The 11,775-nt window shown below is 67.2% G+C and carries 9 protein-coding genes; 4 read left to right on the forward strand and 5 right to left on the reverse strand.

Annotated features, from left to right (window positions below):
* The first annotated feature begins 1 nt into the window (after position 1).
* The gene (locus AC1HC7_RS02540; protein WP_479495377.1) at positions 2–238 is read left to right on the forward strand and encodes a hypothetical protein; all 237 of its coding nucleotides are present in this window, start codon (positions 2–4) and stop codon (positions 236–238) included.
* Positions 239–253: 15 nt separating this feature from the next.
* Here AC1HC7_RS02540 and AC1HC7_RS02545 read toward each other — a convergent pair whose 3' ends face one another.
* On the reverse strand, positions 254–1,030 hold the full coding sequence (locus tag AC1HC7_RS02545) for a glycosyltransferase family 2 protein (protein ID WP_479495378.1): 777 nt from the start codon (positions 1,028–1,030) through the stop codon (positions 254–256).
* A 304-nt stretch (positions 1,031–1,334) separates the two neighbouring features.
* Between AC1HC7_RS02545 and AC1HC7_RS02550 the strand changes: the two genes are divergently transcribed.
* Positions 1,335–3,038 (forward strand): bifunctional sulfate adenylyltransferase/adenylylsulfate kinase, encoded by a 1,704-nt coding sequence (locus AC1HC7_RS02550; RefSeq protein ID WP_479495379.1) that lies wholly within the window; start codon positions 1,335–1,337, stop codon positions 3,036–3,038.
* Between the two features lie 233 nt (positions 3,039–3,271).
* Positions 3,272–4,309: a GGDEF domain-containing protein gene (locus AC1HC7_RS02555; RefSeq protein WP_479495380.1), complete on the forward strand. Its 1,038-nt coding sequence runs from the start codon at positions 3,272–3,274 to the stop codon at positions 4,307–4,309.
* Positions 4,310–4,338: 29 nt separating this feature from the next.
* Here AC1HC7_RS02555 and recQ read toward each other — a convergent pair whose 3' ends face one another.
* Positions 4,339–6,396, reverse strand: coding sequence for a DNA helicase RecQ (gene recQ / locus AC1HC7_RS02560; RefSeq protein WP_479498613.1), 2,058 nt, complete (start codon positions 6,394–6,396; stop codon positions 4,339–4,341).
* 112 nt (positions 6,397–6,508) lie between these two features.
* Entirely contained in the window at positions 6,509–6,844 is a 336-nt protein-coding gene (erpA, locus tag AC1HC7_RS02565) for an iron-sulfur cluster insertion protein ErpA (protein ID WP_479495382.1), read from the reverse strand.
* A gap of 157 nt (positions 6,845–7,001) precedes the next feature.
* Between erpA and AC1HC7_RS02570 the strand changes: the two genes are divergently transcribed.
* Positions 7,002–8,186 (forward strand): deoxyguanosinetriphosphate triphosphohydrolase, encoded by a 1,185-nt coding sequence (locus AC1HC7_RS02570; RefSeq protein WP_479495383.1) that lies wholly within the window; start codon positions 7,002–7,004, stop codon positions 8,184–8,186.
* Here AC1HC7_RS02570 and AC1HC7_RS02575 read toward each other — a convergent pair.
* Positions 8,183–9,520 carry an aspartate aminotransferase family protein gene (locus AC1HC7_RS02575; RefSeq protein WP_479498614.1) on the reverse strand — a complete coding sequence of 446 codons (1,338 nt, stop codon included), beginning with the start codon at positions 9,518–9,520 and terminating at the stop codon, positions 8,183–8,185. The two genes, AC1HC7_RS02570 and AC1HC7_RS02575, sit on opposite strands and share 4 nt — an antisense overlap.
* A gap of 587 nt (positions 9,521–10,107) precedes the next feature.
* Positions 10,108–11,721, reverse strand: a complete 1,614-nt coding sequence (locus AC1HC7_RS02580) for an alkaline phosphatase family protein (RefSeq protein WP_479495385.1) — start codon at positions 11,719–11,721, stop codon at positions 10,108–10,110.
* Positions 11,722–11,775 lie beyond the last annotated feature (54 nt).

Raw genomic sequence — 11,775 nt, forward strand, 5'->3', positions numbered from 1 at the left:
CATGGCCACGCTCACGGGATTTCTGATCGGCGCCGGGCTGGCGCTGGCGTTCTGGATCATCACCCTGACCAGGCTCGACCGGCTCAATCAGGGGATGCTCGGCACGCTGGGGCTGATCGCGCTGGTGGGTCTGAGTCTGGCGCTCGACGGCTGGATCCTGGTGGCGATCGCCGCCTTTGTCGTGGTGACGGTGGCGCTGCTGCTTGTCCAGACAATGCTGCCGCTGCGGCGGGACTGAACGCCGCATCGCGCGTCAGGCGTCCCGCTCCAGCATCTTGACCACCCGCATGAAGCGCGCGAAGGCGATGTTCACGGAAAACGCGAACCCCTTCCAGCCGCCCAGCGCATGCCCGCGCAGAAAATAGCTCTTGAAGAACACCAGCGGGAATTCCACCGCCAGCCTGACCAGCAGCCGCCAGCGCGCGCGGGGCTTCGCGGCCTGCGCCTGATAGGTCGAATAGGCGTTTTCCTTTTCCGTGAGCGCGTGCCAGTTCAGGAACGGGTAATGCCAGATCGGCGCGCGCAGCTGGCGCGGCGGGGTCAGGGTCTCCACCCGGTCGAACAGCGGATGGTCCCGATAGCGCCCCGCGGCGGCGTGATAGAAACGCACCACGTTGTAATCGGCCGCGAAGGGGCGCGGGCGCGCGTCGCCGGGATAGACGTTGAGGATGCGGATCCGGTAGGCCGCCGGGCGTCCGCGGGCTGCGGCGCGGATCTCGTCGGCGAGGGCGGGCGTCACCACCTCGTCGGCGTCGACATTGAGCCGCCAGTCATGGGCGCAATTGTCCTCGGCGAAGCGTTTTTGCGCGCCGTAGCCGGTCCAGTCGCGGTGAAACACCTCGGCGCCATGGGCGCGGGCGATCGCCACGCTGTCATCGGTCGAACCGCCGTCGACCACCACCACCTGCGCCGCCAGACCGTCAAGCGCCCGCAGGGCGCGGGGCAGCCGCGCGGCCTCGTTCTTCACGATCAGGAAAGCCGAGATCGGCGCCGAATCGCCTTCGCCGTCATCAGCGCCGCTTTTGGTCACCTGCCGCCCCTGTTCGCTTGCCGCCCCTGTTCGCCCGTCGCGCGGGCCGCCGTCAAGTCCGCCGTCAAGTCCGCCGTCAGGGCCGCCCGGATCCGCGACCCTAACGCCCGGCGCGGCGCAAGCAAATGCGTTGCTCTGGCGCCGCGCCCGCGCATCGGCGTCGTGCTGCGCCGCAACAAATCGCTTTCAGCCATTGTTTTTTAACGCTCCGCGCGTCAAAAGGCCCGAACCCATACCGGACAGGCGCGGCGGGTTTTCGCCGATCCTGTCGATTTCGCCCGGATTCCGTAGCCGAAAGCTTGACATGACACTCCAGAACACCGCCCCGATTCCCGAACTCTACGTCTCCTATGACAGCGCGGCCAAGCTGAAGATCGAGGCGGCCGAACTGCCGTCCTGGGATCTGACGGCGCGCCAGGTCTGCGATCTGGAGCTGCTGATGAACGGCGGCTTCAACCCGCTCAAGGGGTTCATGTCAGAGGCGGATTACGATGGCGTGGTCGAGAGCATGCGCCTCGCCGACGGCGCGCTGTGGCCGATGCCCATCACCCTCGACGTGACCGAGGACTTCGCCGCCGAGGTGGGCCCCGGACAGGACATCGCCCTGCGCGATCAGGAAGGCGTGATTCTGGCGATCATGTCGATTTCCGACAAGTGGACCCCGAACAAGGCCAACGAGGCCGCCAGGGTTTTCGGCGCCGACGACGTGGCGCATCCGGCGGTGAATTACCTGCACAACGCCGCCGGGCCGGTCTATCTGGGCGGGCCGATCACCGGCATCCAGCAGCCGATCCACTACGATTACCGCTCGCGCCGGGACACGCCCAACGAATTGCGCACCTTCTTTCGCAAGATGGGCTGGCGCAAGATCGTCGCCTTCCAGACCCGCAACCCGCTGCACCGCGCGCATCAGGAACTCACCTTCCGCGCCGCGCGCGAAGCCCAGGCCAACCTGCTGATCCACCCGATCGTCGGCCTGACCAAGCCCGGCGACATCGACCATTTCACCCGCGTGCGCTGCTACGAGGCGGTGCTGGATCAGTATCCGCAATCCACCACCCACCTGTCGCTGCTCAATCTCGCCATGCGCATGGCCGGCCCGCGCGAGGCGGTGTGGCACGGGCTGATCCGCAAGAATCACGGCTGCACCCATTTCATCGTCGGGCGCGATCACGCCGGCCCCGGCAAGAATTCCGCCGGCGAGGATTTCTACGGCCCCTACGACGCCCAGGATCTGTTCCGCGCCAACGAGGACGAGATCGGCCTGAAAATGGTTGATTTCAAGCACATGGTCTATGTGCAGGAGAAGGCGCAATACGAACCCGCCGACGAGGTCGAACCCGGGCAGACCGTGCTCAACATCTCGGGCACCGAATTGCGACGCCGCTTGTCCGAAGGGCTCGACATCCCCGAATGGTTCTCGTTCCCCGCCGTGGTCGAGGAACTGCGCCGCACCAAGCCGCCGCGCGCCGAGCAGGGGTTCACGGTGTTTTTCACCGGGCTGTCCGGCTCGGGCAAATCCACCATCGCCAACGCGCTGATGGTCAAGCTGATGGAGATGGGCGGGCGCCCGGTGACGCTGCTCGACGGCGACGTGGTGCGCAAGCATCTGAGCTCGGAGCTCGGATTCTCCAAGGCGCATCGCGACATCAACATCCGCCGAATCGGCTATGTCGCCTCCGAGATCACCAAGAACGGCGGCATCGCGGTCTGCGCCCCGATCGCGCCCTACACCTCCACGCGGCGCGCGGTGCGCGAGATGATCGAGCAATACGGCGCCTTCCTCGAAGTCCATGTCTCGACCTCGCTCGAGGAATGCGAGCGGCGCGACCGCAAGGGACTCTACAAGCTGGCGCGCGAGGGCAAGATCAAGGAATTCACCGGCATTTCCGATCCCTACGAGGCCCCGGATTCGCCCGAACTCAGCCTCGACACCGAGGGCGTCGACGTGGACAGCTGCGCCCATCAGGTGATTCTGAAGCTGGAGGCCATGGGCCTGATCAACTGATTCGGACCGCCGGAGCGTTCCCGCTTCGCCCCAAGTCGCCCAAGGGCCCGTCGCCACCTGCGCGACGGGCCTTTTTTACGTTGCCATTACGCCCGTTTAGGCGCGGATCGGCCAGTATTTCCGGGTTTCGCGGTTGGGTATTCAGACTTTGAAAACCGATCGCGGCGCATGATCTTCGCCAAGCTGGTCTGGCTTCGGCATGGAGCCATGATCGAACTGGAGGTAACAAGGCCGTGACGACCCAAACCGCCCGCCCCGAGCCGGATTTCGAACAGACCGCAGCTCTTGCCGACGCCGCGCTGAAGGAAGCGCGGCGACGGGGGATTCCTCCTGAACCTCACGCCTTCGAAGTGCTCTACGGCTACGTGTCCGGCGTCGACGAAGAACTCAGCCGTTCGGTGGAGGAGGTGTTCCGCTCCGATCAGGCCACCAGTCTCAGCGCCATCGACCGCATCTATGAAGAACACCTGGCCATGGGATCGGCGCCCAACCAGTTTCTGCGCATCGGCGAACAGCTCGGCAACGAGCTTGGCGAAATCACCGAGCTGCTCGGCCATCGCGAAACCAGCGACGCCCAGTATCTCGGCTCGCTGACCAAGGCGCGGGACGGGATCTCCATGTTCTCGCGGCCCGGCGCGGTGAAGCAGGCGGTGCGCGAACTGATCGATCTCAGCAACGAACAGGTGGAGCGCACCGCGAAATTCGGCGCGGAGCTGAAAGCCGCGCGCAGCCAGGTCGAGGACCTCACCAAGGAACTCAAGGTCCTGCGCGAAAGCGCCTATCTCGATCACCTCACCGGGGTGCCCAACCGGCGCCGGCTCGACGTGGTGCTCGAAACCGAAATCGCCACCGCGGCGACGCGCGGGCCGCTGTGCTTCGCCATGGCGGACATCGATTTCTTCAAGTCGGTCAATGATCGCTTCGGCCATTCCGTCGGTGATTCGGTGCTGCAGCAATTCGCCAAGATCATGCGCCAGAATCTGAAGGGCAAGGACACGCCGGCGCGCTATGGCGGCGAGGAATTCGCCATCGTGCTGCCCTCCACCAAGCTGCTGGGCGCGCGCCACGTGACCGAGAAGATCCGCCAGGCGCTGGCCTCCAAGGCCTTCGTGGTGTCCGGGTCCAAGCAGCCCATCGGCGCCATCACCGCCTCGTTCGGCGTGACCCAGTTCCGACCCGGCGAATCGGCCGCCGACATGATCTCGCGCGCCGACGCCCTGCTCTACAAGGCCAAGGAATCCGGTCGCAACCGGGTGATCAGCGAGGAATGAGCACCCGCCCGCGCCGCTGACCCGGCGGCCTATTGCCCGTGTTGGGCGATGATGGCCAGAAACGTCGCGCCGAAACGTTCCGCCTTTTGCGGGCTCATGCCCGGCGCCTGGGCCAGCGCGGCCAGCGATTGCGGCTTGCTGGCGGCCAGCTTCGCCAATGTCGATGTGGCGCAGGCCAGATGCTTGCCGCCGCCGTCGATCCCGTAGGCCAGCTCGATCTGCGCCTCGCGCAGCGCCTCGAACAGCGCGCCGCCGCCATTGGCCGCGACGCGGATGCGCGACGGATGCTCGCTGGGCGAGGGCGCGCCGGTCAGAGCCTCCAGAAACGCCGCGCCGTACCGATCCAGTTTCCTGGCCCCGACGCCGTGGCACCCGGCCATGGCGTCCAGCGTCTGCGGCTTGGTCGTGGCCATGTCGATCAGGGTGCGGTCGGCGAACACCACATAGGCGGGCACGCCCTGGGCCTCCGCCAGTCGCCGCCGCACGGATTTCAGCGCCGCGAACAACGGTTCGTCCGCCTCGTCGAGCAGGGCTGCCGGGGTGGCGCGCGCGCTGCGGGTTTTCTGGCTGCGCAGCGCGTCCTTGCGCAGCTCCAGCCGGGTCTCGCCGCGCAGCACCGGGCGGGCCTCGTCGCTCAGCACCCAGGCGCCGTGGCGTTCATTGTCCACCCGCGCCAGCCCCAGCGCGTAAAGCTGGCGCAGGATCCCGCGCCATTGCGGTTTTGAAAATTCCTTGCCCAGCCCGAACACCTTCAGCCGGTCGTGGCCGAGGCGGTCGATGCGCTCGTTGCGCTCGCCCATCAGCACCGCGATGACATGCTCGGCGCCGAACCGCTCGCCGGTGCGGTAGATCGCCGACAGCGCCTTTTGCGCCGCCTCGGTGCCGTCGAACAGCTCCGGCGGCGTGCGGCAGAGGTCGCAATTGCCGCAGGGCTCGGCGCGGTGCTCGTCGAAATAGGCCAGCAGGGTCTGGCGGCGGCAGCGCGGCGCCTCGGCCAGCGCCAGCAGCGCGTTCAGCCGCTGGTGGTCGGCGCGCTTGCGTTCGTCCGGCGCCGGGCTTTCGTCAATCTGCATGCGGCGCAGCTTGATGTCCTCGACGCCGTAGAGCGTCAGCGTGTCCGCCGGCGCCCCGTCGCGCCCGGCGCGGCCGATCTCCTGATAGTAGCTTTCAACCGACTTGGGCAGGTCGGCATGGGCGACATAGCGGATGTCGGGCTTGTCCACGCCCATGCCGAAGGCGATCGTGGCGCAGATCACCAGCCCGTCCTCGCGCTGGAACCGGTCCTGATGCAGCGCCCGAACCTCGCCGCCAAGCCCGGCGTGATAGGGCAGGGCGGCGATGCCCTCGTCGTTGAGCGCCTTGGCCAGCACCTCGGTCTTGTTGCGCGACCCCGCGTAGATGATCCCCGACCGCCCGGCCCGGGGGCGCACGAAATCCAGCAGCTGCTTGCGCGGCGAGGCCTTGGCCTGGAACGCCAGAAACAGGTTGGGCCGGTCAAAGCCGCCCAGAAACACCCGCGGCGGCGCGCCGAACAGCTTGCCGGCGATCTCGGCGCGGGTTTCCTCATCCGCCGTGGCGGTGAAACCGGCGGTCTGGACATTGCCCAGCGCCGCGCGCAGGTCGCCGATGCGCAGGTAATCGGGGCGAAAGTCATGGCCCCACTGGCTGACGCAATGGGCCTCGTCCACGGCGAGAAACCGCACCCCGACCCGGCGCAGCAGCCCCATCGACGACCCAAGGCGTTCGGGCGCCAGATACAGCAGCTTCAACGCGCCGCGGTCGAGCGCCTCGAACACCGCCTCGGTTTCCTCGGGCGTGTTGGCCGAGGTCAGCGCCCCGGCCTCGACCCCCGCCGCGCGCAGGGCCGCGACCTGATCGCGCATCAGCGCGATCAGCGGCGAGATGACCACGGTCAGCCCCTCGCGCCGGATCGCCGGCAACTGGTAGCACAGCGACTTGCCGCTGCCGGTGGGCATGATCGCCAGCACGTCGCGACCGTCGAGGATCGCGGCGACGATCTCCTCCTGCCCGGGGCGGAATTCGTCAAAACCGAATACGGATTTCAGGTGCGCGCGAGTTTCCTGCATGGCGCAGTTGTGCCGGATTCGCCGCCTCGTCGCCAGAGCGGATTCGCAGGATCGCGCCGCCGGTGAAACCCAGCGTAGGGCGGATCCCGATCCGCCATTGGCCAAGGCTGCGCTACATCGAGAAACTGGTGCCGCAGCCGCAGCTCGACGTGGCGTTGGGGTTGTCGATGGCGAATCGCGCGCCGATCAGCTCCTGGGTGAAATCGATGGTCGCGCCGGCGAGGAACGGCAGCGACACCGGGTCCACCAGCACGGTCTGCCCGTCTTTTTCCAGCCGCAGGTCGTCCGCGTCGGCGCTTTCCGCCAGTTCGATCTCGTATTGGAACCCGGAACAGCCGCCGCCCTCGACCGCGACGCGCAGCATCACCGGATGGCCGCTGTCGGCGGCGATCTCGGCAAGGCGGGCGAAGGCGCGGTCGGTCACGCTCGGCGGCAGATTGAGGTCCATGGCTCGTCTCCAGATCCGGTGCGCGCGACGATGCGCGTTACGCCCGCGTCGCATTTCCAGTATAGGCTCGAATCCCGTGCAGGGTCAGGCCATTATGTAGTGAGCGCCCGACCAGCGGCAAGCCATGCCGCGCGTCGCATCGTCAGGAGGCCGCGCCATGACCCCAACCCGACCCGCGCCCTGGGCCTGCGATCCGGCGCAATCGCGCGGCCGCCTGCATGGCGAACCGGGCAGCGCGCATCGCTCGGGCTTTCAGCGCGACCGCGACCGGATCATCCATTCCTCGGCGTTTCGCCGGCTCAAGCACAAGACCCAGGTTTTCGTCGAGCACGAGGGCGATTACTACCGCACCCGCCTCACCCATTCCATCGAGGTGGCGCAGGTGGCGCGCACCATATCGCGCACCCTGGGGCTCAACGAGGATCTGGCCGAGGCGGTGGCGCTGGCCCATGATCTGGGCCACACGCCGTTCGGCCATACCGGCGAGGACGCGCTGCACGACTGCATGGCGGCTTACGGCGGCTTCGACCACAACGCCCAGGCGCTGAAGATCGTCACCGAGATCGAGGCCCACTACGCCGAATTCGACGGGCTGAACCTGACATGGGAAACGCTGGAGGGCATCGCCAAGCATAACGGCCCGCTGCTCGACGGCCCCGATGACGACCCGGGGCGGCTGCATTTCGCGCTTGCCGAATACAACGCCCGCCACGATCTGGAACTGCACAGCCATGCCTCGGCCGAGGCCCAGGTCGCGGCGCTGTCCGATGACATCGCCTACAACAACCATGATCTTGACGACGGGCTGCGCGCCGGGCTGTTCACGCTGGACGAGGCCCGCGCCCTGCCGCTGATCGGGGCCTGCGTCGCCGAGGTCGAGGCGCGCTATTCGCAGCTCGACCCCTTGCGCCTGCAGCATGAGGCGCTGCGCCGGGTGTTCGGATTGATGGTCGAGGACGTGCTGCGCGAAAGCGCCGCCCGGCTGCGCGGCGCCGGGGCGGCAAGCGCCGCCGACATCCGGCTGATGGGCCGCCCGGCGATCCTGTTTTCGCCTGCCATGTGGGCGGATCTGAAGGATATCCGCGCCTTTCTGTTCACGCGCATGTATCGCCACTGGAGAGTGCGCCGCATGCGCCGCAAGGCGGGCGCGGTGGTGCGCGACCTGTTCGCGATCTTCATGGAAAGCCCCGGCGTGCTGCCCGATGACTGGCGCGAGGCGGCGTCGCACGCGCGCTCGGACCGGCTGCGCGCGCGCGTCGTCGCCGATTACATCGCCGGGATGACCGATCGCTTCGCCTTGCAGGAGCACCGGGCGCTGACCGACCCGCAGGCGCGGGTCTAGGCGCGTCCGGCCAGCAGCGCGTCGAGCGTCGCGGCGCAGATGTCGAGCATGGCGTCGATCTGCGCCTCGGTCGATATGAACGGCGGCGCCAGCATGGCGTGGTCGCCCAGCACGCCGTCGGCGCAGCCCGCCGCCGGATAGCAGATCAGCCCCGCCGCCTGCGTCGCCGCCTTGAAGCGCATGGCGAGGTTGGTTTTTTTCGGGAACGGGCGCTTTTCGGCGCGGTCCTCGACGAATTCCACCGCGCGAAACAGCCCGCGGCCGCGAATGTCGCCCACATGCGGGTGATCGGCGAAGCGGGTTTTCAGGCCGGCCTCCAGATAATCGCCCAGACGGCGCACGCGCGGCATAAGATCCTCCTCCTCGAAGGCCTGCAGCACGGCGAGCGCCCCGGCGCAGGCCACCGCGTGGGACATGTAGGTGTGGCCGTTGGCCAGCGCGCCGGACCCGGCGCGGATCGGGGCCACCACATGTTCGGCGGCCATCAGCGCCGCGATCGGCTGGTAGCCGGCGCCCAGCCCCTTGGCGATGATGATCAGGTCGGGGCAGACGCGTTCCTGCGCCATGGCGAACAGCGAGCCGGTGCGCCCCATGCCGCACATCACCTCGTCGGCGATCAGCAGCACCCCGTGGCGGTCGCAGATTTCGCGGATGCGGCGGAAATATCCCGGCGCCGGGGGCACGCAGCCCAGCGTCGCGCCCGACACGGTCTCGGCGACGAAGGCGGCGACGTTTTCCGGCCCCAGCCGCTGGATTTCGGTTTCCAGCGCGTCGGCCGACCGCCGTCCGAAATCGGCGTCGGTCTCGCCTGGGCGTTGCAGGCGGTAGGGGTGGCAGGCGGGTATGCGGCCCACCTCCATCAGCATCGGCGCGTAGGGCGCGCGCCGCGCCATGTGCCCGCCGACCGCCAGCGCGCCCAGCGTGTTGCCGTGATAGGCCATGTCGCGGGCGATGAATTTCGTTCGCGCGGGCTCGCCTTTTTCGACGAAATGCTGGCGGGTGAGTTTCAGCGCCGCTTCCATGGCCTCGGATCCCGAGCCGAGATAATAGGCCAGCCCGGCGCCGAACCCTTCGGGCGCGCGCTCGATCAGGCGCTGCGCGAGCTCCTCGGCCGGGTCGTTGGTGAAGAACGAGGTATGGGCGAAGGACAGGCGGCCGACCTGTTCGCGGATCGCCTCGATCACCTTCGGGTGCGAATGCCCGAGGCAGGCCACCGCCGCGCCGCCGGACCCGTCGAAATAGCGCTTGCCGGTCTTGTCGAAAATATAGGGCCCCTCGCCGCGCACGGCGACCGGCATGGGGGTTTTCAGGCTGCGATGCAGGATTGCGGACATGGCGCTTGCCTCGGCGGTTGTTTTGGAAGGTGCGTTGGGACTCCTTAACTTCGCAGGGACTTCAGTGGCAACCAAGATCCATCTCCCGGTCGCTTGACTTGCCAATAATCCCAACCGTTAAGGCTAGGGTGTTTCCCGTCTTTGGTTGTTCCCGCGCTGCCAGCCGCAGCCGACGGCGATCTGGAGCGCTTGCCCTCGACAACCCACTCGCCGTTGATGATGTTTCCGGAATGGACGCTGCCACGGTATTCCATTCGGACCTCTGTGCCATGTGGCAGTGAAACATTTTTTCCTGACCACGAGCACCCTTCGGGTGTTATTTCTTTCTTTGTATTGGGCGCGGTCGCCTTTGTTGCGGGTGGAGATAGCTTGAGAAGCCTTCGGAGTGCTTCATTCGGCGACTCGTCGAAGCTGACTCGCTCCAACTCTATCAGCTGATGGACCTCAAAGTCGATTTCGATAGGTCGCAAGTTTGCCACGGTGATCTCCTAGATTGGGCGTGTCAATCTCATATGGGGAGCTAAGGAGGGTAATAAAGGTATAAAAGTAGATTCCACCTTAAATTACTAGATACCCTGAAAATCGATTCAGCTGCCGCCGTCATCCTCGCGCGTCGCCTGCGCCATGTCGGCCTCGTCCCAGAACCCGATCAGGACGCCGGCCTGGAATTCGCGCCCGGCGCGGGCGGCGATGTCGGCGTCCGAGACCGTGACCCGGTTGTGGTGGCGCAGCGACCAGTCGGCGATCAGGGCCTCCATCCTGGCGCATTGCGCCGCGAAGGCCGGGTCGTCGCCAAGGTCGCGAAATTCCTGCGGGTCGCTTCGCAGGTCGTGGAGCATCGGGCGAAACCCTTGCGCGCGCACGTATTTCCAGCGCCCGTCGAACGCCATCACCAAGCGGCAATCGGCGATCGGGCGGTCGAGATCGCGCCGCGCCCGGCGCATGGAATAATCGTATTCGCTGAACACCGCGCACCGCCAGTCGGGGGGCGTTTCGCCGCGCAGCAGCGGCGCCAGCGAGCGGCCTTCGAGGATATGGGGCGGCGGGTCGCCGCCCATCGACTCGATGATGGTCGGGACCAGATCGATGGCCTCGACCAGCGCCGGGCTGACCGCGCCGCGCGCCGCGTCCGCCGCGGGCGAGGGATCGACGATGATCAGCGGGATGCGCACCGAGGGGTCGTGGAACAGTTCCTTTTCGCCCAGCCAGTGATCGCCCAGATAATCGCCGTGATCCGAGGTGAAGATGATCATGGTGTCCTCGCCGAGGCCGCGTTCGTCGAGAAACCGGCAGATCCGCCCCACCTGATCGTCGATCTGCGCGATCAGCCCCATATAGACCGGGATCACCCGTTCGCGCACGCCGGGGCGCGCGAAGACCTGCGAAAACCGGTGCCGGTGATAGGCGGCGAGCAGGGGGTGCGGGTTTTCGCGCTCGCTATCCGCGCGGATTGGCGGCTGCACGTCGTCGGGGCCATACAGGCCGTGCCAGGGCGCGGGCGCGATATAGGGCCAATGGGGTTTTATGAAACTCAGATGCAGGCACCAGGGCTGGTCCCCGGCCTGGGCGATGAATTCCATGGCGCGGCTGGCGGCGTAGGGGGTCTCGGATTGGGACTCCTCGATGCGGGCGGGCTTGTCGGCGTGTTCCATCAACCAGCCCGAGAGGATCTCGCCATCGTCGCCGGCCGCGGAATTGGCCCATTGCTCCCACGGGTTGGGGCCGTCGAAGCCGAGCGCGCGCAGATGGTCATTGTAATGCGAGGGCTGCTGCCCGCCATCGGGATGCACGCCGTCGAGCCGGTCCCAGATTTCGAACCCGCATTCGCCGATGCGCGCGCCGATGCCGGACCCGGGGTCGATGCCGAGCCGCCGCATCCCGGCCGCGTCGGCCTTCATATGCGTTTTCCCGCACAGCACGGCGCGGGCGCCGAGGGGGGCGAGGTGATCGCCCAGCGTCCATTCCCCGACCCGCAGCGGCGCCTGATTCCAGGTGGAGCCATGCGAGCGCACATAGCGCCCGGTGTAAAAGCTCATGCGGCTGGGCCCGCAGATCGGCGACTGGACATAGGCGCGCTCAAAGCGCGTCCCGCGCGCCGCCAGCGCGTCGATATTGGGGGTTTTCAGGGTCTTGTGCCCGGCGCAGCCCAGATAGTCGAAGCGCAGCTGGTCGCACATGATGAACAGGACGTTGCGCGCCATGGGGGCCTCCGGGCGGTTGGGCGCGGGCGGCGAAGGCGCGCAGGTCGCGCCGGG

The sequence above is a fragment of the Oceanicella sp. genome (assembly GCF_056449545.1).

Coding starts and splice junctions, on each gene's coding strand:
- AC1HC7_RS02540 (WP_479495377.1), top strand. CDS start 2: ATGGCCACGCTCACGGGATTTCTGATCGGCGCCGGGCTGGCGCTGGCG.
- AC1HC7_RS02550 (WP_479495379.1), top strand. CDS start 1,335: ATGACACTCCAGAACACCGCCCCGATTCCCGAACTCTACGTCTCCTAT.
- AC1HC7_RS02580 (WP_479495385.1), bottom strand. CDS start 11,721: ATGGCGCGCAACGTCCTGTTCATCATGTGCGACCAGCTGCGCTTCGAC.
- AC1HC7_RS02570 (WP_479495383.1), top strand. CDS start 7,002: ATGACCCCAACCCGACCCGCGCCCTGGGCCTGCGATCCGGCGCAATCG.
- erpA (WP_479495382.1), bottom strand. CDS start 6,844: ATGGACCTCAATCTGCCGCCGAGCGTGACCGACCGCGCCTTCGCCCGC.
- AC1HC7_RS02575 (WP_479498614.1), bottom strand. CDS start 9,520: ATGTCCGCAATCCTGCATCGCAGCCTGAAAACCCCCATGCCGGTCGCC.
- recQ (WP_479498613.1), bottom strand. CDS start 6,396: ATGCAGGAAACTCGCGCGCACCTGAAATCCGTATTCGGTTTTGACGAA.